Genomic DNA, 21,888 nt, shown 5'->3' with positions numbered 1-21,888 from the left:
CAGCGAGAACCGAAACCTGCATCGCGACCCGGCAGGACAAGCCGATGACCAAGGAAAGCCTTGGCAGCCTGCCTCTTGGCAACCTGTTTCTCGGCAACCTGTTCAAGGAGAAGTGCGTCGCTGCTGGCCTGACGAACCGATCGGCTCACGGACTGCGCAAGGCGGCTGCGACCGTCGCAGCCGAGAACGGCACGACGGAAGCCGAATTGGATGCGATCTTCGGATGGAACCGATCGCCGGAGGGCAAGCCATTCCACGCGAAAAATCAACCGCAAGAAACTCGCGTATGGCGGCGTTGCGAAGCTCGAACGAATGACCAGATCCACGGACCATGGAGCGAACGTCTATGCCCTCACCGACAAGCCCGGCGTAGGAAATCAAGCCAAAAGCTCAAACGAATCAGACGGCGGTCTGAAGAGTGGTGGGCACGACAGGGATCGAACCTGTGACCCCTACCATGTCAAGGTAGTGCTCTCCCGCTGAGCTACGTGCCCTAATCCAAAAGTCCATTCGGGTGGGCGTCCCTATACCGGCTCCCACGCGGGCAGGCAAGGACGCAAAATGCCGAAATTGGGAATAATCCGTCGACCGCGGAGCGGCCGGTCCCAGACACCCGGGTCCGAAGCCCCAGGCGCCGAGACACCAGCGCTTTGCGGCCTCAGGCCGCCAGCATCTTGTTGACCTCGCTGACGAGCTCGCGGAGGTGCACCGGCTTGGACAGCACCTTGGCGTTCTTGGGCGCCTCCGAATCGGAGTTCAGGGCGACCGCGGCGAAGCCGGTGATGAACATGATCTTGATGTCCGGATCGAGCTCGGAGGCGCGGCGCGCCAGCTCGATGCCGTCCATCTCCGGCATCACGATGTCGGTGAGCAGCATCTCGAACGGCTCCTCGCGCAGCCGCTGGTAGGCCGACATGCCATTGTCGTGGGGCGAGACCTGGAACCCGGCATTTTCCAATGCCTTGACCAGGAAGCGGCGCATGTCGTTGTCGTCTTCGGCGAGCAGGATTTTGTGCATGGCGGGGAGCGTCTGGTCCGGGTGAGAGGCGGAGCGTTGCCGCCACTAAGCCTGACGGGCGGTAAATTTCGGGTGAAAGATTGCGCCTTTTGATCCGACATCGGCAAGGCAATTTGAGGGCGCCGGTGCGACCTTCGCCCGCCAACAGTCCGCCAGCTCAGAGTTGTTCCAATCCGGACATGAACTTTTTCATTGCTTTTCGCTTGGCAGAACGGCTCGGATTATCGAAGATGCGGCGTGGCCAAGAGTGTGCCTGCGTTGTCCAGCGCGAATCGGCCGGAGGATACCGGCGCATCAACGGACGTGACATCAACGCACGTGACCAGGGGGACGGCGCCCAGCGATGACGGATTTTGATGGCGAATTGCCGCCGTTCGAGATCATGGAGCCGGCCGAATGGCGCGCGCCCATCATCTTCAATTCGCCGCACTCCGGCTCGGTCTATCCGGACGAGTTCCTGCTGGCATCGCGAATCGACTTGCCGTCGCTGCGGCGCTCGGAAGATTCGTTCATGGACGAATTGGTCGCCGATCTGCTGACGCGCGGGTTTCCGGTCGTCCGCGTGCATTTCCCGCGCTGCTATGTCGACGTCAACCGCGAGCCCTATGAACTCGATCCGCGGATGTTCACCGGACGGCTGCCGAGCTTCGCCAACACCCGCTCGATGCGGGTCGCCGGCGGGCTGGGCACCATTCCGCGCGTGGTCGGCGACGGCCAGGAGATCTATCGCGACAGGCTCAGCGTCGACGAGGCCCTGCATCGGATCGAAACGCTGTACAAGCCCTACCATCGCGCGTTGCGCCGGCTGATCAACCGCGTGCACCAGCAGTTCGGCACGGTCGTGCTGGTCGACTGCCACTCGATGCCGTCGGTCGGCGTGTCGCGCGACGAGCCGCGCCGCCCGGACATGGTGATCGGGGATCGCTACGGCACAAGCTGCGCCTCGCTGCTGCCAGAGCTGTTCGAGGACGTGCTCGGCCGCCTCGGCTATTCGGTCGGCCGCAACAAGCCCTATGCCGGCGGCTTCATCACCGAGCATTACGGCAATCCGGCCTCAGGCCTGCATGCGATCCAGATCGAGCTCAACCGCGCGATCTACATGGACGAGCGCAAGCGCGAGCGCGGGCCGCGCTTTGCGCAGGTCGCCTCCGACCTCGCCGTGCTCGCCGAGGTGCTGGCCACGGTGCCGCTCGGGGACCTCGGCCCATTCCAGGCGGCGGCGGAATAGAGCAAGAAGCGTTTCTCTGCGCGACGGGAAGCGACGGCCACGTCAGACACGGGCACAAGACACCGCCACAAAAAAAAGGGCCGCTTGAATGACAAGCGGCCCAAGTCTAGGGAGGAAACGCCCAAGGAGGGCAGCGATAACGCGAAGCGCTACCGCACCGCAACAATATGCATTCGCGCTGCACAAAGCGCAAGGGTTTTTCCGCCCTTCTCCATGCAAAAAACACAGGCCGGGTTGCGCTCAACGCGACCCAACCGGTATTTTCATTTGACCTGTCAATGGCTTGATCCAAAAGTCTGATCAAAGGAACCGGGCCGGCGCATTTCGGTTTCGGTTGCGATTGAAAGGCCAGCGAAAGGCCAAGGCACCAAACGCGCGCGATGCGAGCCCCCGCTGGTCACTGAACGATATCCAAGATGCCAAGTCGCCGTTCCATCTCCGGATGCGCGCTCCACGGCTTTGAGATAGGCATGATCGGCGCATCGCCATTCGATTCCCTGACGCAAGGACGTGTTGTGACGGTCATCGACTTCTCTGCCTTCATCGGTCGCCTCGCGACCGCCTCGGGCGAAACCATCCTCCCGTTCTTCCGGACCTCGCTGTCGATCGACAATAAGAGCAGCCGGCATGACTTCGATCCGGTGACGGAGGCCGACCGCGCCGCCGAGGCGGTGATGCGCCGCCTCATCAAGGCGAACTTCCCGCAGCACGGCATCGTCGGCGAGGAGTTCGGCAACGAGCGCGAGGACGCCGATTATGTCTGGGTGCTCGATCCGATCGACGGCACCAAGTCGTTCATCGCGGGCTTCCCGACCTGGGGCACGCTGATCGCCCTGCTGCACAAGGGCACGCCGGTGTTCGGCATGATGCACCAGCCCTTCATCGCCGAGCGCTTCGCCGGCGACAACGGCTCGGCCAATTACAAGAACGCCGCCGGCGAGCGTCGGCTCTCGGTGCGGCGCTGCGATCGGCTCGAGGACGCGGTGTGCTACACGACGAGCCCGCTGTTGATGAACGAGAGCGACCGCGCCATCTTCGCCAAAGTCGAGGCCGAGACGCGGCTGTCGCGCTATGGCGGCGACTGCTACTCCTATTGCATGCTGGCGGCCGGCCATCTGGATCTCGTCATCGAGACCGAGCTGAAGCCCTACGACATCGCGGCGCTGATCCCGATCATCAACGGTGCTGGCGGCGTCGTCACCAACTGGGACGGCGGTCCGGCGCAGAATGGCGGGCGGATCATCGCCGCCGGCGACAAGCGCGTCCATGAGGCAGCGCTGAAGCGCATCGCCGGGGGCTGAGTGCGATCCGTACAACTACGGGCAACGCACATCACCATGCATTGTTAACAACGCGTTGACCTCACCCGCCTAGGATTTGTGCAAATTTGACACTTCCTGGGAAGGTGACGTCAATGTCTCGTTTCAGCTTGCGGCTCACGCACAAGATCATGGCGATCGCCCTGATCGGCATCGGTGCTCTGGCTGTTTTCGGTGTCATCTATCTGGCCGGCAACGCGTCCCAGGAGGCCTCCCGCCGGCATGCAGACAGCGCCCGCGCGACCGCAGATCTCAACCAGACGCTGCTGACGGATCTGCTCGAGGCAAGACGCGCGGAAAAGGACTTTCTGCTGCGACGCGATCAGAAATACGCGGTGCGTCATGCCGAGCTGAGCGCCGCGATCAAGCGTAAGCTCGATGATCTGCGCCGCGCCGTCAGCACGATGGGCGACGCGTCGATCGCCGGCAAGGTCGACGCCGTCGCCACGGGATTTGCCTCCTATGGCTCGGAATTTGCCGAAGCGGAAAAGTCGGAGGTGCGCCTGGGACTGAACGAGACGCTCGGCCTGTCGGGCTCGCTGCGCACCGCCGTTCACGACATCGAGGCGCGGCTGAAAGAGGCCAACGATCTCAGGTTGACGGGGGCCATGCTGATGCTGCGCCGGCACGAGAAGGATTTCATGCTGCGCCGTGATCCGAAATATGTCGGCGAGCTGAAGAGCGCCTCGGCCGAATTCGCCAAGGCCGTCGCCAGCGCCGATCTCGCGCCGGCGATGAAGGCGGACATCAGTCAGAAGCTCGACAAGTACCAGACGGATTTTCTGGCCTGGGCCGAGGGATCCCAGGACGCGGCACGGCACGGCGCGGCCATGTCGAAGGCCTACGCCGAGATCGAGCCCGTCATCGCGGAGATCGGCAAAGCCGTCGCGCAACGCTATGCCGCAGCACAAGCGGCCGAGGCCGAGACCGGCAGCGCGCTCAGGCGCGGCATGCTGGTGACGCTCGGCATCTCGCTGATCCTGGTCAGCTGCGCGTCGTTCCTGATCGGCCGCGGCATGTCCAAGGCGATCCGCAGCATGGTGCAGGCCATGACGCGGCTGGCGAGTGGCGATGCCTCGATCCGAATTCCGGGCGCCGGCCGTCGCGACGAGATCGGCGAGATGGCGGGCGCCGTGGAAATCTTCAAGACCAGCATGATCGAGACCGAGCGACTGCGCACCGAGCAGGCCGCAATCGAGCAGCGCCAGGCGCAACAGCGCAAGGCCGACATGGCGGCGCTCGCACACCGGTTCGAAGTCGCCATCGGTGAGATCATCGGCACCGTGTCGTCCGCCTCGACCGAACTGGAAGCCTCCGCGACAACGCTGACCAGGAATGCCCAGCATGGCCAGTCGCTGGCGACGACCGTTGCGTCCGCCTCCGAGGAAGCCGCGTCCAGCGTCCAGTCCGTGGCGTCGGCGACGGAGCAGTTATCGGCGTCGGTCAACGAAATCAGCCGCCAGGTGCAGGAATCCGCGCGGATTGCCGTGGAGGCGGTCGGCCAGGCGCGCCGCACCAATGACCGCGTCAGCGAGTTGTCGAAGGCGGCCACGCGAATCGGCGACGTCGTCGAGCTGATCAACACCATTGCCGGCCAGACCAACCTGCTGGCCCTGAACGCGACCATCGAGGCGGCGCGCGCGGGCGAGGCCGGCCGCGGCTTTGCCGTCGTCGCCTCCGAGGTCAAGGCGCTGGCCGAGCAGACTGCGAGGGCGACCGGAGAGATCGGCCAGCAGATCGCGAGCATTCAATCGGCGACGGAAGAGTCGGTCGACGTCATCCGCGAGATTTCGGGAACGATCGAACGGCTGTCCCACATTTCCTCGACCATCGCCGCGGCGATCGAGCAACAGGGCGCCGCCACCCAGGACATCTCGCGCAACGTTCAACACACAGCACGGGGAACGCAGCGCGTCTCCGACAATATCGTCGAGGTTCAGCACGGTGCCACCGAGACGGGATCGGCCTCGGCGCAGGTATTGTCCGCAGCGCGGTCGCTCTCGGAGGAAAGCGGCCGGCTGAAGCTCGAGGTCGGCCGCTTCCTCGATACGGTGCGCGCCGCCTGACCGCTCACCCGGCCGCTCGGCGCAGATGCTCGACGAGCAGCTTGGCCGGGCGCGGCAGCGCCTTGAAGCTGCGGGCGCAGATCACCAGCCTGCGGTCGGCCCAGGCGTCGCGCAGCGCGACCAGGCTGATCGGCATCGTTCGCGCGCAGCGGCGCGCGGCAGCTTCCGGCACGACGGCGATGCCGATGCCGGCCGCCACCATTTGGCAGATCGCATCGAAATCGCGCAGGCGCGCCCGGACATGCTGGCGAATGCCGAGGCGTGCAGCATGCCGGCCGATATGCACGTTGAGGGCCGTGCCCTGGGTCAGGCCGATGAAGTCCTGCTCTGCGGTTTCGCTGAAATTGATCTGCCTGCGGCCCGCCAACGGGCTTCGTTTGCCGGCCACCAGGATCAGCCGGTCCTCGCCAAAGACGAAGCGCTCGATCGTCTCCGGCACCGCATGCTCGGCGGCAAAGCCGAGATCGGCCCGGCCAGAGGCGATCGCTTCCGCGATCTCGGTGCTCTCGCGCTCCTCGACGTCGACATTGATCTCGGGATGCGCGCGCAGGAACGCCGCAAGCGCGTTGGGCAGATGTTCGGCAAGGCCGACCGTATTGGCGAGCAGCTGCACATTCGCCCGCTGGCCCGATGCGAACCCCGACAGATCCCCCTGCATGGTCTCGACATAGGCCATGATGATGCGGGCATGATCGAGCAGGCTTTCGCCTGCGGCCGTCAGGTCGACGCCGCGACGGCCGCGCTTGAGCAGCGCCACGCCGAACGCGGTCTCGAGGCCTCGGATCCTCGCGCTGGCGGACGCCAGCGCCAGATGCGCCCGGTCGGCGCCGCCGGTAATGCTGCGGGCTTCGGCGACGGCAATGAACAGCCTGAGATCGACGAGGTCGTACCGCATGATCTTCTGCCTCTGTCCAGGACGAAGGCTGGCTCCGTAACCTCCACATTGTGACGCCGACGCTCTTCGGTCAATGTCGGAGCCATGATCGATCCGATCCTCATCTTCATCGCTTTCGCGCTGACGCTTGCCGGCTTCGTCAAGGGCGCGCTGGGTCTTGGCCTGCCGACCATCTCGGTTGGACTGCTCGCGATCGCCATGCCGCCAGGCCGCGCACTCGCCATCGTGATCGTGCCGGCCGTCATCACCAACATCTGGCAGACCTTCGCGGGCCCGTATCTGCGAGACATCGCCAAGCGCCTGTGGCCGCTGATGGCGGGTACCGCGATCGGCATCTGTCTCAACGCCGGCGCCCTCAGCCATGCATCCACGCACTATGGCAACGTCGCGCTCGGCGTGCTGCTGATGGTCTACGCCGCGCTCGGCCTCACCCGCTTCGCCTTCAAGGTCGTGCCGCGCCACGAGAAATGGATCGGCGGTATCGTCGGCCTGGTGACCGGGCTGATCTCCGCGGCAACCGGCGTGCAGGTGGTGCCGTCGGTGCCGTACATGCAAGCCATCGGCCTGCAAAAGGATGAGCTGATTCAGGCGCTGGGCGTGTTCTTCACGGTCGCCACGGTCACGCTGGCCTTCAACCTGACGAGTTCCGGCCTGCTCAGCACCGCCACCGCCCTGCCCGGCGCGGTCGCGATGGCCTGCGCCTTTCTCGGCATGTTCGCCGGTCAGGCCGCACGGTCGAGACTGCCGGCCGAAGCCTTCCGCCGGCTGTTCCTGATCGCCATGATCATCCTCGGGCTCTATCTTGCCGGCCGTGCGATCATCGAGCTGGTCTGGTGATCAACGCGCGTCGAGCATGGCGATCCGGACGCCGAGATAGATGAGGAGACCGCCGATCGCGCGGTTCAACCAGAGCAACGCGCCCGAGGAGCGCCTGACGCCGCGCGCGGCGCCGGCTGCCGCCACGGCGACGCCCAGGCACCAGATCGTGCTGTTGACGATGAAGATCGTCCCGAGCATCAGGAAGGCGAGCCCCTGATGCGGCGCGTCAGCTGCGACGAATTGTGGCAGGAAGGCGAGAAAGAACATCGCAACCTTGGGATTGAGAATGTTGGTGAGTGCGCCCTGCCGGAACACGTCGCCCAGCATGACCGGCGCAGCAGGCATGCTCGTTCTTGCGGTGTCCTGGCGGCGCGCCAGCATCTGCGTGACGCCGAGATAGACGAGATAGGCGGCACCCGCCCATTTCACCGCGGCGAATGCTGTCGCCGATGCTGTGAGCAGGGCTGACAGCCCGACGGCGCTGCCGAATACGTGGACCAGACAGCCCGTGCTGATGCCGAAGGCCGCGGCCGCGCCGGCACGCCAACCCAGCTGCGCACTGCGGCCAACGATATAGGCCGTGTCCGGACCCGGCGTGATGTTGAGCAACAGTCCCGAGACCAGAAACAGCGGCAGATCGTGAATTCCAAGCATGATTGAACTTTTCCTAACGATATCGATCTAAATTTCGAGCCATGCTGAGGTTGCTGTCCTCCCGGCCAGACGGGCAACAGGGCGCGACCTCGAAGGTAGCGCGACTGGTTCTGGAAAAGCATTGGATTCGGCCGCCTGGGCCATGGTATGCGCGAGGCGGGAGCACGACGTGATGGAAAGACGCCTCGCCGCCATCCTTTGCGCCGACGTTGCCGGCTATTCGCGCATGATGGGGATCGACGAGGCCGGCACGCACGCCGCTTTCAAGGCGCATCGCGGCGCCATCCATCCGATCATCCTCAATCACGCCGGCCGCATCGTCAAACACACCGGCGACGGCTTCCTGCTGGAGTTCGCGAACGCCGCCAGCGCGATCCAGTTCGGGGTCGAGATGCAGTGCCTGATGGCGGAGCGCAATGCGCACCTGCCCGCTGACCGCAACATGCGCTTTCGTCTCGGCATCCATCGGGGCGATGTCACGATCGACGACGGCGAGGCATTCGGGGACGGCATCAATGTCGCCGTCAATCTCGAATCGATCGCCGCCCCCGGCGGCGTTGCCGTGTCGGGCAGGGCCTATGAGGAGGCCGGTCCGCAGCTTCCGGTCAAACTGGTCAATGCGGGAAGCTTCCAATTCAGGAACCTGCAACAGCCGATTCAGGCCTGGACCTGGGAGCCTGACAGCGAGGCGGCATTCCGGCCACAAAGAGACTCTGCGAGCCTTCCGCCGCAATACCGCACGGCCATTGTCGGCGTGCTGCCGTTCACCAATCTCGCCGATGCCCCCGACGACTATCTCGCCGACGGGCTTGCCGACGACCTGATCCACGCTTTGTCGCTGCAATCGTTCTTTCGCGTGCTGAGCCGGACATCGACCTTCCGCTTCAGGGACCGTAACCTCAATCTTCGCCTGATCGCACGCGAGATCGATGCGACCTATCTGATCCAGGGGACGGTGCGGCGATCGCACGACAAGATCCGCGTGACGGCGGAATTGATCGCGCCGGAAAGTGGGGCGCAACTGTGGACCGGGCGCTACGACCGTGACCTCGGCGATCTGTTCGCGATGCAGGATGAAATCACGACGAGCCTGTGCGCGGCGCTCATGCCCGAGATCTACCGTGTCGAGGCCTCGGTCCCGTTCCGCTCGCCCACGACCGACCCGACCGCCTGGGACCGCTTTCTCCGGGGTCTGTCGCACTACTATCGACCGACCAAGGCCGACTACGAGATCTCGATCGCGCTGTTCGGCGAAGCCATCGCGCTCGATCCGACGCTGGGCATCGCACATGCCTATCTCTCGACCATTCTGATGCAGGGCATCAGCTTCGGCTGGATCAAAGGCTCGCGCGAGCTCTGGGAGCAGGCAAAGGGCCTCGCGCTGGACAGCGTCCGGCTCGACCCGCGGTCCTCCTTCGCCTACGCGATTCTCGCCTTCGTGCACGCCATGCAGGGCGCGCATGAGGACGGCATGAAGGCGGCACGGAAGGCCACGGACCTCAACGCCTACGACATGGGCGCGCGCGGCGTGCTCGGCCTCTGCCACATGGTCACGGGCGAGCACCAGCAGGCGATCGATCAGTTCTCGGTCGCCGCACAGCGCGGCAACAGCGATCCGCGCTATCAATGGCCGGCATTGAACGCCTATAGTCATTACCTGGTCGGCCGCTACGAGGCCGCGTTGTTCTGGGCGCGTGACGAGCTGCTGCTGTATCCCAACCATCTGCAGGCCTTGATGATCCGGGCGGCAACTCTGGCGCAGCTTGGAGACACCGATCAGGCGCGCGAGGCCATTGGCGGCGTGCGCGGGCAATATCCCTGGCTGACGCTCGAGCGTCACATGAAGAACATCAGATGGAAGAACCTGGCCGACATCGACCACTACCGCGACGGGCTGATCAAGGCCGGTCTGACCTGAAGCAAATCTCCGCGTTCATCCCCGGTCTGCCACATGGCCTACACATTGCTTCCGCAAATTGATTGGATTCCAATGATGCTGCCGTGGTATCGCCCTCTATCAGAGTGAGGAACGGATGGAGAGACGGCTGGCCGCCATTGTCTGTGCCGATGTGGTCGGTTACTCGCGGATGATGGGCGCCGACGAGGCGGGAACCCATGCCGCGTTCAAGGCGCATCGCGGCGCCATCCATCCGGTCATCCTCAATCACGGCGGCCGGATCGTGAAGTATACGGGGGATGGGTTTCTCCTGGAATTTCCTAGCGTCGTCGGCGCAATTGCAGCCTCGGTCGAGGTGCAGAAGCTGATGGCGGAGCGCAATGCGCACCTGCCGGCCGATCGGGTGATGCAGTTCCGCCTCGGCGTGAACATGGGCGACGTCATTTTCGATGAGGACGAGGTGTTCGGCGACGGCGTCAACACCGCCGTGCGACTTGAAGCCGCAGCCCCTCCCGGTGGAATTGCACTGTCCAACAAAGCCTACCAGGAGGCGAGCAAGCATCTGACGGTCACCTTCATCGACCGCGGTCCATTCCGCTTCAAGAACATCGAACACACCATCAACGTCTGGAGCTGGGATCCCTCCTCGCCGGACAAGAGCCGCGAGCCGCGGCCCGCGACCTCGCTGCCGGCCCAATATCGGACGGCGATCGTCGGTGTGCTTCCCTTCGCCAACCTCAGCAGCGAGACCGACGAGTATTTCTCCGACGGGCTGGCGGAAGACCTCATCCACGCGCTGTCGCTGCAATCCTTTTTCCGGGTGCTCAGCCGCAACTCGACCTTCGCCTTCAAGCATGCCGGAATGAGCGCCCGCCTCATCGCTCGCGAGATCGATGCGACCTACCTGATCCAGGGCTCGGTGCGGCGCTCCGGCAACAAGATCAGGGTCACGGCCGAGCTGGTCGCGCCGGAGAACGGTGAGCAGCTGTGGGCCGGCCGCTACGACCGCGACATCGGTGATCTGTTCGCCGTGCAGGACGACATCACGGCCAATCTGTGCACCGCGCTGATCCCCGAGATCTACCGCGCCGAGGCGGCCGTGCCGGTGCGATCCATGACGACCGACCTCACGGCGTGGGACCGCTTTCTGCGCGGATTGTCACACTACTATCAGCCGACCAAGGCCGACTACGAAAGTTCGATCACGCTGTTCCGCGAGGCGATCAGGATCGACCCGGGACTGGCGATCGCCCATACCTATCTCGGCACGATCCTGCTGCAGGGCATTCATTTCGGCTGGATCCGGAATTCGCGGGAGCTCTGGGAAGAAGCGATGGGGCTCGCAGAGGCCAGCGTGCGGCTCGATTCCCGCTCGTCCTTCTCCTATTCACTGCTGGCTTACGTCCATGCCATGCAGGGCCGCGTCGAAGCGGGCATGGAGGCGGCGCGCAAGGCGCTGCAACTCAATCCCTACGACATGGGCGCGCGCGGTGTGCTCGGCGTGTGCCACCTCGTCAGCGGAGAGCACCGCGAGGCGATCGAGCTGTTCTCGGTGGCGGCCCAGCGCGGCAACAGCGATCCGCGCTATCAATGGTCGGTGCTGAGCGCGTTCAGCCACTACATGCTCGGCCAGTATGACGCGTCGCTGTCCTGGGCGCGCGAGTCGCACTATCAAAATCCCAACCATCTGCAGGGCCTCGCCATTCGCGCGGCGGCCCTGGCGCAGCTCGGACGCTCGGTCGAAGCCGGCGAGGCCGTCGCCACGCTCTTGAGCCAGCATCCGTGGATGACGATCGATCGGCTTCTGAGCAACATCCGCTGGCGAAATCCAGCTGATATCGCTCATTATCGCGACGGTCTCGCCAAGGCCGGCGTGCCGCTGACCAAGCTGACCCTGGTCGACAGCAAGGCGAAATACGCGGGCGAATAACGCAATCTCGACTTGAGGTTGACACTGCGGCGGGTTACGCCATCATTCATAATTGCATTGTAACTTTTGGACGGCGCGGCCTCGACCCGTTCCGCGGCGCAATTCGGCGCCGGCTTTGTTTGTTTGCGTGATCCCGTTTTCATCACTCAGGTGCTTTGCAAGGATGTCGTTCGATGCAAGAAGACAGCGCCCGCGTCCGTGACGCCCTGCCCGGACAGACCCCCGTCTCGCCCAACAATCCCTGCCCCTTCCTGCGCGCGCTCGTCGCCGGCGGCTTCGTCGGCGGCCACAGCGTCCCGCTGAAGACCATCGCTGATCGCGTCGAGGCGGCGAGTGGCGAAACCGGGCTGAAGAAGCGCTTCGTCGGCATCGAAACCTCTGGCGTCGCGCTGATCGCCAACGGCCTGTCGCCGCTGCGGCTGCTCAAGAGCCTGTGGTCGGGCGCCGATCTCGACCAGTTGCGCGACGGCCCGCTCGACAAGCTCGGCGGCGGCTCGCGCATCCTCGATGCCGAGGCCAAAGTCCATCCTGAGGAGATCGACCGGCTGGCGGGCTTCGGCAGCGACTATCCCGATCCCAATGGCGGCACCGAGCACGGCCTGAATGCGGCGCAGATCCAGACCTTCATGAAGGCCAATCTGAAGCGCGACGGCGACAAGGCGCGCTGGTACTACCCAGTTCTGATGAAGGGCGAGTGGCCGGTGCTGCTCAACATCCTCGGCAAGGGCGAGGGCGATGGCCGCTATCTCTCCGTCGCCGAGGTCCGCACGCTGTTCGTCGAGCGCCAGCTTCCGCAGCGCATCGTTGCGCGCCTGATGGTGAAGCCCAGGCCGGCGAGCATCATCTGGCGGGCTGCCAAGGCTGTCGTCGGCGCGGCCGTGCTGGCCGCCGTCGCGCTGCTGCTGGCCTGGATGGCGGCGCCGGATGCCGTCAGCGACAAGCTCAGCGCGATCCTGCCGAAGAAGGTCGCGGCCCTGATCCCGCCGGCGCTGCCGGAGACCGAGCCGACCAAGGCGGCCTATTGGCTCGACCAGGGCTGGACGACCAAGGACCGGCACTGGTTCCACCACGTGACCCAGGGCACGGCGACCTTCCCGATTCCCTACAACTGGTTCATGGCGATGGAGCAGCCGTATCTGTCGCTGTTCGGGACGCCCGGCCTGATCTCCGACAGCGCCTATCTCGAGCGCTTCGGCTTCATTCCAAGCCCGAAGAGCGTGGATGGTGACCCCAGCGCTCTCCGCCCGTTCGGCTATGCCGCCAACGCGACGGCCAAGACCGACACGGCCCCGGCGCTGCCTGCCGGTCTCAAGCCGACGCCGGCCGGCAATGAAGGCGGCCTGCCGGTCGGCTTCGCCCGGCTCTCGGGTGCGGCCGATCCGGTCACCGGCGCGGCACAGTCCGACAAGATCGGCCTGACCTGCGCGGCCTGTCACTCCGGCAGCATCCACTACAAGGGCGTCAGCGTCCGCTTCGACGGCGGCCCCGGCATGGCCGACCTGCGCAAGCTGGAAGAGGCGATGGGCTTTGCGATGATCTTCACGCAATACGTGCCCGGCCGCTTCGCGCGCTTTGCCGATCGCGTGCTCGGGTCGAAGGCGTCTGATGCCGATCGCGATGCCCTCAAGAAGGGTCTGAAGTCCGCGACCGACTTCGCGCTTAACATGCAGGCCAAGAACTACCAGAGCGCGATCGAGGCCAAGGGCCAGACCGAGACCGGTGAAGGGTTCGGCCGGCTCGATGCGCTCAATCGCATCGGCAATCAGGTGTTCTATCTCGACATGGCGGTCAGCGGCCTGCCGAACATGGTCGGCAACCAGGAGGCCATCGACGCGCCGGTGTCCTACCCGCCGATCTGGACCGTGCCGTGGTTCTCCTGGGCGCAATATGACGGCTCGATCGCGCAGCCGCTGATCCGCAATGCCGGCGAGGCGCTCGGCGTATTTGCGCAGATCAACCTCTCGCCGGAGACGGCAAGCGACAAGCTGTGGCGGTCGTCGATGGCGATCGAGAACCTCATCCACATCGAGGACATGCTGCGCGGGCCCGATCCGTTTGCGACGACGACGCCGGCGTTCGGCGGCCTGACCTCGCCGAAATGGCCGGAGAAGCTGTTTGCCGGCGATGACGCCTGGAAGATCGACCCGGTCCGCGTCGAGCGCGGCCGCAAGCTCTACGCCACGGTCTGCGTCGAATGCCATCTCGGCCCGGTCGCCGATCCCGTGTTCGACAAGACCTATCCGGACAAGAGCTTCTGGAAGATCAAGCCGGCCGAGGATTGGGAGAGCAAGGGCTGGAACGCCAAGGGTCCGATCCTCGACCTCGTGCAGAAGCCGGTCGAGGCGATGCAGACCGATCCGGGACAGGCCACGATCCTCGCCACCCGCAAGGTCAAGGTGCCCGGCTTCCTCGAGGTCGATCCGGCCAAGGACCTGAAGGGCTGCAACCTGCCGCAGGGCTCGACCACCGAGATGCCCTATGCGCTGGCGCTGATGGCGGTCGTGCAGAAGGCGAGCGACAAATGGATGGACGACCGCAAACTCTCTCCCGCCGAGCAGGCGGCACTGTGGGGCGACCGCAAGAACTGCCCGAATCCGGCCGGCAAGAGCTATCGCGCCCGCCCACTCAACGGGGTCTGGGCCACCGCGCCCTATCTGCACAACGGCTCGGTGCCGTCGCTGTACTGGCTGCTGACGCCGGCGGCGGAGCGGCCGACCTCGTTCTGCCAGGGCGCCCGCGACTATGACCCCACCCATGTCGGCTTCGACGTACCGAAGGGCGGCGAGGCCTCGTGCAAGGTCGGGCAATCGCTGTTCGCGACCACGGATTCCAGCGGCAAGCCGATCAAGGGCAACAGCACGCTCGGCCATTCCTTCGAGGGTCCGGCGAAGCCCAACAAGGACTATCCGAACGGCATCATCGGCGGCGCCTTCTCCGAGGAGGAGCGCTGGGACCTGATCGCCTATCTGAAGACGCTGTGAGCTGATGACGCGGCGCGCCTTGCCGAGAGCGAGGCGCGCCGGCGCTATCATGCGGCCCTCCATTCGCCAGGGCGGATGCAGCGCCGGATCGCGCCCTGCTCGCTCAGGGAGTGCAGCATCACCCAGCCGTTGACGATGAGATCACGCACGCCCTGGTGACGCTGCATGATCTCGTCCATCGCGCTCTCCGGCGCGGCGATGAAGACGTTGAGCCGGACCGGCTCGTGGATGAAGCGCGTGCCGTCATGCACCGACTGCCAGGGCAGTCCGACCCTGAGATCGCCGGCATTGCCTTCGAGCACACCGAGCTGGCCGACGATATTGTGCAGCACCTTGTTGCCGCTGCCGAAGGCGGCGTTGTTCACGGTCGAGCCGTAGTACTGCAGATTGATCCAGCTCGCGACCACCATCGGCGCCGTCATGATCAGCTCGAGCGTGCGAAAGCCGTCGTCGCGCCCGGCCTCGTAGGAGTGCAGGAAGGCGCGGCCGGCGAGGTCGAGGCCGCGGGTGAAGGCGCGCGGCGCGGCGATGAACGCAGCGTTGCCGGCGAGCCCCCATTCGGGCCGCACCTGCGACCAGTCGCGGCTGCGGGCGATGACGGCATCATCGACATCGGATGTGTCGCGGATGCCGAGCAGCGCGCTGCGTTCGAGCCGCGCCAGCCGCGCGGCGTCCGCCAACCGCGCCTTGAGCCGGGATAGATCCGGCGCGAGCGCGGCCGGAACATCATCTTCGTCGAACAACGTCACCGCGTCGGTGGTGGTGTCGTGCAGCGCGCCGATGAACCAGCAATCCGCGGGAATGTCGATGCCCTTGGCGCGCAGGCCCTCTCGCACGCGCCAGTCGTTGAGCACGGCGGCGGCGACGCGCGCATTAGCTTCGCCGGTGTGGCCGCCGCAGGCGCCGCAATCGAGCCCCGAGGCGTGCGGGTTGTTGACCGTGGTGCTGCCGTGGCCGGCGAGCAGCACCAGCCGCGCGAACGGCCCCGTCAGCGACATCGCCTTCAAGACGGCCTCCGCCATCGCGACACGCTGCGGATCGGTGAAGCCGGTAGCACGTCCGCCGAGCTCGCCGGGCGTCAGCCGCGGCTGGACGCGGGCGGCGACCTCCGGATCGAGGCCATCCACCACCGGCGACGGCACGGGACGCGTGACGCCGGCGCTGTCGGTAGCGATCTTGGCGGCGAAGCCGAGGCCGGCGGTCTCGACGAAGGAGAACGACGACACCGCCGACACCTTGAACGACTTCCACGCCTTGGCCGCGCGCCGCCGCAGCAGCCGCAAGCCCAGCACCTCGGCCGCCTCGACGTCGTCAGCGTCCTTGACAGCCTCGCAGACGATGAAGGCGGGCTTGAGCAGCACTGGGCATTGCGCGCCGCCTTTGGCATGGCCGATCGGGACGTATTCGATTGGGAAGCCGAAGAATCCGGCGAAGCCGATGGTCTCGGCTTCGGGATAGGCGGTCTCCAGCGCCCGCCGGAAGATTTCCGAGCGCACGTCGATGCAGAACGCCGCCTGCACCGGCGGCCGTGCCGGCAGCTGCGCGATCGCGGCCTGTGCGCTGTGCGCGGCGAGCTTTGCGACGAGCTTGCGCCGGAACGCGATCTCATAGGCCTCGTGCAGGACGAGATCGATCGCAAGCTCGGGCGTCTCGTCGAGCCGGTGATCGGCCGGCAGCTTCGCCGCCTCCGCCATCGCCTGCGCCCAGGCCGACTTGAACGCCTCGTCGGTGCGCGCCTGAAACAGCGCATAGCCCCAGGCGAGCCGGATCCCGAGCAGTTCGCGCAGCGTGTCGTCCCGCTGGCCGTCGAGCTCGGCGTTCCAGCCGATGTAGCGCGCGTAGGCCGACCAGCCGCCGACATCGAACAGTGCCCGCACCAGATAGTCCTCGACCGCGCGCTCGGGGATGCCCAGCCGATCGATGATCACGCCGATCGCCTGCACCGGATCGGCCGGCAGCCCGGCGATCGCTTTCCGGAATCCCGGGAGGCCCATCACCTCGGGATTGCGATCGCAGGCCGCGAGTTGCCGCCAGGCGGCGTAGGGCTTCAGCTTGCGCGCCGGGTTCGGCCAGCTCGCCTGGCCCTCGTCGAAATAGCTGGCGCAGAACGCCGAGATCTCGTCGATCATGAACGCGACCAGCGAGACGTAGCGATCGCCCTCGGCGAGCCGGTCCAGCACCTCGGCGACGGTGGCGACGACGGCGGGCGGCGATGACAGGCCGGCGTCAGCACGCGCCCTCTGCTTGAGCTGATCGATGTCGAGCCCGATCGACGGATGCAGCTCGAGCGCCTGCGCCAGCGCGGCATCGTCGATCCGGCCGTCGTCGAGCGCCTGCCGATAACAGGCGCGCGGCATCAGCATCCGCGTCCGCACCACGCGCTCGAAGGTGGCGGCGGTCGCGGCGAAGCTCTGCGACGTGAAGCCGAGGAACGGGTTGACCGCGACGAAGTGCTTCAGCGGCCACAGCGGCGCGATCCGCCGGCAGGCGCTGTCGATGCACGCAGCGAGCCGCACATCTGCTTCAGCGCCGACCGGATCGGTGGCAGTCATGGGCTTGGCGAGGGCGGCCTGGGTCATGGGACTCTCGATGATCACGGGTTGGACGGCGTCTGCGAGGCCGCGCGGCGCGGCCACAGGCTCAGCACGAGGCGGTTGGCGAGCGTGTTGAGATAGAGCCCGTTGCGCAGGTGGACATAGGCTGCGATCCAGAACGGCGCGTCGGCGCGGCGCATCATCTGGTTCTGGAACACGGTCACCGCCGCGAACGAGACCACCACCGCGGCCGCGATCAGCATCGGCACGACGCCGTCGACCGGCCGCGATGCAGGGAAGCTCCCGGCCACGACCCAGGCCATGCCGGCCTGCAGCGCGAAGTACACAAGCGCGACGCCGACCGCGGTGACCGCGGCGCGGGCAACGACGAACGCGTTCGGCCGCTCATCGATGGCGTTGGCCATCAGGTGCACCAGCCCCATCAGCAGCACCGCGCCGAGCGCGATCTGCGCCGGGTTGCTGCGCAGGGTCATGCCGAAGGCAAGCCCCGTCAGCAGCGCGAGGCCAATGACCGCCGTCAGCGCCAGGATCAGTCGTGCCGCATGCGGCTGGCCGCCGGGGCTCGGCGTCCACGACGCGCGGGCGAGATCGATGATGCTGCCCGACGACAGGAAGGCATGCGCCTTGTAGAGCGAATGCGCGACGATGTGCAGCAGCGCCGCCGAGAACGCGCCGAGCCCGCATTGCAGCAGCATGAAGCCCATCTGCGCCACCGTCGAGTAGGCCAGCTGCACCTTGACCGAGGTCTGCGTCAGCATCACCAGCGAGCCGAACAACGCAGTGGCGCCGCCGACCAATGCGAGCACGTCGAGCGCCGGCGTCGCCAGCAGCAGCACGTCGCTGAGTCTGAGCACCAGGAAGCCGCCGGCATTGATGATCCCGGCATGCAGCAGCGCCGACACCGGCGTCGGCGTCTCCATCACCTCGATCAGCCAGCCATGCAGCGGCAGCTGCGCCGATTTGAGCATCGCCGTCGCGACGATCAGCAGCGCCGCGATCGTGACCAGCGCCGATCCCGCGCCCTCACCACTGCGGGCCTGCGCGGCGAGGCTTGCGATCTCGAGCGTGCCGAACCGGACGTAGAGCAGCAGCGCCGCCAGCGCGAGCATGGCGTCGCCCAGCCGGCTGGCGACGAACTTCTTGCGTGAGGCGCGGATCGCGGCCGGCCGCGTGCCATAGAACAGCAGCAGCTTGCCGAGCGCGAGGCTGGTGGCGATCCAGGCGGCCAGCAGCAGCACGAGGTTGCCCGAGATCAGCAGTGTCAGCACCGCGGCCAACGTCAGCAGCAGCCAGCGCGTGAACCTGACCTGCCCCGGATCGCCGTCGAGATAGTTGCGGCTGTAGCGGATCACGACGACGCCGATGAAGCTGACCAGCACGATGAGGATCGCACCCAGCGCGTCGAGCTGCAGCGACAGCCCGAGACCATAGCCGCCGAGCAGGGGCGTCCGCCCGGCCCCAAGGACGGCTGCAGCGAGGCTCGCGGTCACGGCGATGCCGAATGCGATCGCAGCGGCGACGATCGCGTTGCGGGCGACGGTCCTGGCGCTCCCGCCCGTCACGGTGAGCGCGGCGACAGCGAGCATGAGCGGCGCAAGCGCCGCGAGATAGGGAAGCAGCTGGTTCATGGCGGTCCGGACGGTTGATCGGATGAGACGATGTCGCGCCCTGCTTTACCGACTGCGGTTCCTTCTTAAAATTTCAATCATTGAACCTGATCGTTATAAAATATAGAACGATGCCATGCCGCATCTGAACTACCACCATTTGCGCTATTTCTGGATGATCGCGAGCGAAGGCAGCATGAGCCGCGCCGCGCAGCGCCTCAACGTCTCGCCCTCCTCGCTGTCGGTGCAGGTCAAGGCGCTGGAGGAGCAGCTGGGCCAGAAGCTGTTCGAGCGCACCGGACGCACGCTGCAGCTGACCGAGGCCGGGCGCATCGCGCTCGACTATGCCGGCAGCGTGTTCAAGTCCGGCCATGAGCTGATCGAGACCTTGTCGGGCCTGCGTCCCGGACGGCAGCTGCTGCGGGTCGGCGCCGCGGCAAACCTGTCGCGCAACTTCCAGATCGCGTTCCTGAAGCCGCTGATCGGGCGCGCCGACGTCGAGCTGATCATCCGCACCGGCCAGTTCGCCGATCTGCTGGAGCAGCTCGACGCGCACAAGCTCGACCTCGTGCTCGCCAATCATCCGGCGGCGCCGGATACGCGCAGCAGCTTCGAGAACACGCTGATCGACGAGCAGCGCGTCAGCCTGGTCAGCCGCAAGCCATCCAGGCCCGCCCGCTTCTGCTTTCCGCAGGATCTGGCGACGACGCCGGTGATCCTGCCCGGCCGCGGCAGCGCGCTGCGCTCCGCCTTCGATGCGCTGGTCGGCGGCAGCGGCGTCCGTCCGCTGATCGCCGCGGAGGTCGACGACATGGCGATGCTGCGCCTGATGGCGCGCGAGAGCGGCACCGTGACCCTGGTGCCGTCGATCGTCGTGATCGACGAATTGCGCTCGGGCGTGCTGGTCGAACGTGCACGGCTGAGCGCGCTCAAGGAGCAGTTCTTCGCCGTCAGCCAGCAGCGCCGCTATCCGAACCCGCTGGTGGCCGAACTGATCGGAGCACGCAGCAAGAAGATGGGGTGAGCCCATACGAGCCGCAACGGTACGCGCCGCCTGATACAGCGCCCTCTCCCCTTGCGGGAGAGGGCTGCACCGGCCCATCCACGTTTTCATTCGGGTGAGGGGTATCTCTCCGCGAGTGTCGATCGTCGAGACATACCCCTCACCCGACCGCATGTGCCGCACTGTCCGAGATGCCCTCTCCCGCAAGGGGAGAGGGCACATTCATGCACACCGCTTCTGATGCCTCGGTCATGGCAGCGCGATGGGCGCCAAGATACACTTGATGACGATCGTTCGTCATTCCTACACATGTCAAACAGCAGAAGACATGAGATCGCGCTCTCGCGGCGTGATCCGCCCGAGCTTTGCGCTTGATCACCCTCCGCAACTAACGGGAGGGCGCAGGGAAGGCCGGACCTCGACTGAGGCCCGTGGCCCCCGTGCGGAAAGAATGCACGGGGCAGGAACCACAGGTTCAGCCGGACGACCCGGCCCTCCCTGCGCGATGGCGTTACGATTTATACGCGCTCTCCCCGGTGTCCGGCTTTCAGCCACCGTCGCCCGCGCGCCTCGTCAGCAGCGCCGGCTTGACCTCAGCGTCGGGAGGCCAGGACCACGCGATTTCATCGTGCACGGCCGGTCGTTCGTCGGCATGAGCAATCACGCTGCGACCCGCCGCACCCACCGCATCCAGCCTCCCACGCTCGTGACGACCGCGATACGCCCCTCCTCGCGGAAACCGGACGGCGCGGAGACTACACGAATTCCGAAATTCGTAAATCAGAATATTTTTCGCGGGAGGGCTGGACAGGCTTTGGCGAGGTGTGCCCGTCGGGCAAATCGGGGCGACCATAAGGACAGGCCCGCCTCAAGCAAAAGCGATCAGGTCGACCACATCATGCGCCAGCACCAATGGCCACAACGCCACCGAGCGCTGCAGCATCAGCATGAATCCTGCACCGAGGATGGTGGCCATGACGACGTTTCCGAGTCCGGCCCACCGATGGTAGCCGCCGAACAGGAGTGACGAGACCAGCACGATCAGAACGCGGTTGCCGAGCCAAAGCCGCAGCACGTCGGCAGCGCAGCGGCGAAACACCAACTCCTCGCTCACAGCGACCAGCCCAAGTCCGAGGGCGAGATCGAACAAATAGAGCCAACCGCCGGGCTGGGGATAGCGTCCGACGACCGTGCCAGGAAACGCAGCATTGATGACGATTCTCGGCGCCTGGCTGAGACGTTCAAGCAGCGACAGGCCGACGATCCAGAGCATCGTCTCCAGATGGGAGATACGAGTCCTCTGCGACGTGAAGGCAACCATTCGCGCCGACGGGATCGCGGCCATGACGGCAAGCGCGCCAAGCCGGCCGGCATAGTCCCAGGCGATCCAGCCGAGTGCGGCGTGCTGCTGCAAACGCACGAGCTGGGACGCGATCATCGGCGCAAGGATGGCAGCGAACCATGCCGTTGCGCTGGTTCTGGCCCACCGGTCGTCGGGACTATCAAGCTCGCGCACGACGTGACTTCCGGATCCTTCGCTGCCGCGATCGCATCCTGGCAAGAACGACACGCGCTGTCACATGTTTCTCCGACCAGCGCGGATGGTCAATGTCGGAGAGGCCGGCGATGAAGGCGGCCTCTCATGGCTTTCCCGGCCGCACGGCTAGTGACAGGGCCTGCCCTTCATCTTCGCGTAGGCGCTGTGGCAGCCATCGTGCAACTGCCATTTCTTGATGGTCTTGGGTACCGGATAGCACCGGGTCTGCGCGTATGCCGATGACGCGGCGGTGAGCAGCGCCAGCGCCAGAGCAACCTTGAAGACGGATCTCATGGCTTCCTCCAAAAGCACATCGGTTAACGGGAGCGCGCGACGCTTGATGCAATCTAAGATTGTAAATTGGATCGTGATATCTCTA

At 65.7% G+C, this 21,888-nt stretch carries 16 protein-coding genes and 1 tRNA gene; 9 read left to right on the top strand and 8 right to left on the bottom strand.

What is annotated here, in order from left to right:
• The first annotated feature begins 44 nt into the window (after positions 1-44).
• Positions 45-449, top strand: coding sequence for a site-specific integrase (locus QQL87_RS30850; protein WP_284422889.1), 405 nt, complete (start codon positions 45-47; stop codon positions 447-449).
• Here the strand turns inward: QQL87_RS30850 and QQL87_RS30845 are convergent.
• Positions 420-494, bottom strand: a tRNA-Val gene (locus QQL87_RS30845). The two genes, QQL87_RS30850 and QQL87_RS30845, sit on opposite strands and share 30 nt — an antisense overlap.
• A 164-nt stretch (positions 495-658) precedes the next feature.
• Positions 659-1,018, bottom strand: a complete 360-nt coding sequence (gene cpdR / locus QQL87_RS30840) for a cell cycle two-component system response regulator CpdR (RefSeq protein ID WP_006610087.1) — start codon at positions 1,016-1,018, stop codon at positions 659-661.
• Positions 1,019-1,361: 343 nt separating this feature from the next.
• Here cpdR and QQL87_RS30835 point away from each other — a divergent pair, with 343 nt between their 5' ends.
• The 3 genes from QQL87_RS30835 (at position 1,362) to QQL87_RS30825 (ending at position 5,631) form a co-directional block, all read left to right on the top strand.
• Entirely contained in the window at positions 1,362-2,246 is an 885-nt protein-coding gene (locus QQL87_RS30835; RefSeq protein WP_284422890.1) for an N-formylglutamate amidohydrolase, read from the top strand.
• 515 nt (positions 2,247-2,761) lie between these two features.
• Complete coding sequence (gene hisN / locus QQL87_RS30830) at positions 2,762-3,547, top strand: histidinol-phosphatase (protein WP_284422922.1); 786 nt, start codon at positions 2,762-2,764, stop codon at positions 3,545-3,547.
• Positions 3,548-3,660: 113 nt separating this feature from the next.
• Positions 3,661-5,631, top strand: coding sequence for a methyl-accepting chemotaxis protein (locus QQL87_RS30825; protein ID WP_284422891.1), 1,971 nt, complete (start codon positions 3,661-3,663; stop codon positions 5,629-5,631).
• A 4-nt stretch (positions 5,632-5,635) separates the two neighbouring features.
• Here the strand turns inward: QQL87_RS30825 and QQL87_RS30820 are convergent, their stop codons facing one another.
• Positions 5,636-6,526: a LysR family transcriptional regulator gene (locus QQL87_RS30820; protein ID WP_284422892.1), complete on the bottom strand. Its 891-nt coding sequence runs from the start codon at positions 6,524-6,526 to the stop codon at positions 5,636-5,638.
• Between the two features lie 84 nt (positions 6,527-6,610).
• Between QQL87_RS30820 and QQL87_RS30815 the strand changes: the two genes are divergently transcribed.
• Positions 6,611-7,363 (top strand): sulfite exporter TauE/SafE family protein, encoded by a 753-nt coding sequence (locus QQL87_RS30815; protein ID WP_284422893.1) that lies wholly within the window; start codon positions 6,611-6,613, stop codon positions 7,361-7,363.
• Here the strand turns inward: QQL87_RS30815 and QQL87_RS30810 are convergent, their stop codons facing one another.
• The gene (locus QQL87_RS30810) at positions 7,364-7,999 is read right to left on the bottom strand and encodes a LysE family translocator (protein ID WP_284422894.1); all 636 of its coding nucleotides are present in this window, start codon (positions 7,997-7,999) and stop codon (positions 7,364-7,366) included.
• Between the two features lie 172 nt (positions 8,000-8,171).
• On the opposite strand from QQL87_RS30810, the gene QQL87_RS30805 reads away from it, so the two are divergent.
• The 3 genes from QQL87_RS30805 (at position 8,172) to QQL87_RS30795 (ending at position 14,807) form a co-directional block, all read left to right on the top strand.
• Positions 8,172-9,917 (top strand): adenylate/guanylate cyclase domain-containing protein, encoded by a 1,746-nt coding sequence (locus QQL87_RS30805; protein WP_284422923.1) that lies wholly within the window; start codon positions 8,172-8,174, stop codon positions 9,915-9,917.
• A 115-nt stretch (positions 9,918-10,032) separates the two neighbouring features.
• Positions 10,033-11,826: an adenylate/guanylate cyclase domain-containing protein gene (locus QQL87_RS30800; protein ID WP_284422895.1), complete on the top strand. Its 1,794-nt coding sequence runs from the start codon at positions 10,033-10,035 to the stop codon at positions 11,824-11,826.
• A 173-nt stretch (positions 11,827-11,999) separates the two neighbouring features.
• Complete coding sequence (locus QQL87_RS30795) at positions 12,000-14,807, top strand: di-heme-cytochrome C peroxidase (RefSeq protein WP_284422896.1); 2,808 nt, start codon at positions 12,000-12,002, stop codon at positions 14,805-14,807.
• Positions 14,808-14,854: 47 nt separating this feature from the next.
• Here QQL87_RS30795 and QQL87_RS30790 read toward each other — a convergent pair whose 3' ends face one another.
• On the bottom strand, positions 14,855-17,386 hold the full coding sequence (locus tag QQL87_RS30790; RefSeq protein ID WP_284422897.1) for a YbcC family protein: 2,532 nt from the start codon (positions 17,384-17,386) through the stop codon (positions 14,855-14,857).
• Between the two features lie 14 nt (positions 17,387-17,400).
• A complete protein-coding gene (locus tag QQL87_RS30785; protein ID WP_284422898.1) occupies positions 17,401-18,990 on the bottom strand; it encodes an NADH-quinone oxidoreductase subunit L in 1,590 nt (529 codons plus the stop codon).
• 115 nt (positions 18,991-19,105) lie between these two features.
• Between QQL87_RS30785 and QQL87_RS30780 the strand changes: the two genes are divergently transcribed.
• Complete coding sequence (locus QQL87_RS30780; RefSeq protein ID WP_284422899.1) at positions 19,106-19,993, top strand: LysR family transcriptional regulator; 888 nt, start codon at positions 19,106-19,108, stop codon at positions 19,991-19,993.
• A gap of 847 nt (positions 19,994-20,840) precedes the next feature.
• On the opposite strand, the gene QQL87_RS30775 is transcribed toward QQL87_RS30780, so the two are convergent.
• Together QQL87_RS30775 and QQL87_RS30770 are read right to left on the bottom strand one after the other, a co-directional pair.
• Positions 20,841-21,488, bottom strand: coding sequence for a CPBP family intramembrane glutamic endopeptidase (locus QQL87_RS30775; protein WP_284422900.1), 648 nt, complete (start codon positions 21,486-21,488; stop codon positions 20,841-20,843).
• A gap of 147 nt (positions 21,489-21,635) precedes the next feature.
• Positions 21,636-21,803: a hypothetical protein gene (locus QQL87_RS30770; RefSeq protein WP_284422901.1), complete on the bottom strand. Its 168-nt coding sequence runs from the start codon at positions 21,801-21,803 to the stop codon at positions 21,636-21,638.
• Positions 21,804-21,888: the final 85 nt, after the last annotated feature.

The sequence above is a fragment of the Bradyrhizobium sp. SSBR45G genome (assembly GCF_030159255.1).
Lineage (GTDB): Bacteria > Pseudomonadota > Alphaproteobacteria > Rhizobiales > Xanthobacteraceae > Bradyrhizobium.
The sequence above is the reverse complement of the archived record's forward strand: the minus strand, read 5'-3'. Positions and strand labels throughout refer to the sequence as shown.

Excerpts from the sequence above, each read along its gene's own strand:
- QQL87_RS30850 (WP_284422889.1), top strand. The coding sequence starts at position 45 with ATGACCAAGGAAAGCCTTGGCAGCCTGCCTCTTGGCAACCTGTTTCTC.
- cpdR (WP_006610087.1), bottom strand. The coding sequence starts at position 1,018 with ATGCACAAAATCCTGCTCGCCGAAGACGACAACGACATGCGCCGCTTC.
- QQL87_RS30835 (WP_284422890.1), top strand. The coding sequence starts at position 1,362 with ATGACGGATTTTGATGGCGAATTGCCGCCGTTCGAGATCATGGAGCCG.
- QQL87_RS30825 (WP_284422891.1), top strand. The coding sequence starts at position 3,661 with ATGTCTCGTTTCAGCTTGCGGCTCACGCACAAGATCATGGCGATCGCC.
- QQL87_RS30820 (WP_284422892.1), bottom strand. The coding sequence starts at position 6,526 with ATGCGGTACGACCTCGTCGATCTCAGGCTGTTCATTGCCGTCGCCGAA.
- QQL87_RS30815 (WP_284422893.1), top strand. The coding sequence starts at position 6,611 with ATGATCGATCCGATCCTCATCTTCATCGCTTTCGCGCTGACGCTTGCC.
- QQL87_RS30810 (WP_284422894.1), bottom strand. The coding sequence starts at position 7,999 with ATGCTTGGAATTCACGATCTGCCGCTGTTTCTGGTCTCGGGACTGTTG.
- QQL87_RS30805 (WP_284422923.1), top strand. The coding sequence starts at position 8,172 with ATGGAAAGACGCCTCGCCGCCATCCTTTGCGCCGACGTTGCCGGCTAT.
- QQL87_RS30800 (WP_284422895.1), top strand. The coding sequence starts at position 10,033 with ATGGAGAGACGGCTGGCCGCCATTGTCTGTGCCGATGTGGTCGGTTAC.
- QQL87_RS30795 (WP_284422896.1), top strand. The coding sequence starts at position 12,000 with ATGCAAGAAGACAGCGCCCGCGTCCGTGACGCCCTGCCCGGACAGACC.
- QQL87_RS30790 (WP_284422897.1), bottom strand. The coding sequence starts at position 17,386 with ATGACCCAGGCCGCCCTCGCCAAGCCCATGACTGCCACCGATCCGGTC.
- QQL87_RS30785 (WP_284422898.1), bottom strand. The coding sequence starts at position 18,990 with ATGAACCAGCTGCTTCCCTATCTCGCGGCGCTTGCGCCGCTCATGCTC.
- QQL87_RS30780 (WP_284422899.1), top strand. The coding sequence starts at position 19,106 with ATGCCGCATCTGAACTACCACCATTTGCGCTATTTCTGGATGATCGCG.
- QQL87_RS30770 (WP_284422901.1), bottom strand. The coding sequence starts at position 21,803 with ATGAGATCCGTCTTCAAGGTTGCTCTGGCGCTGGCGCTGCTCACCGCC.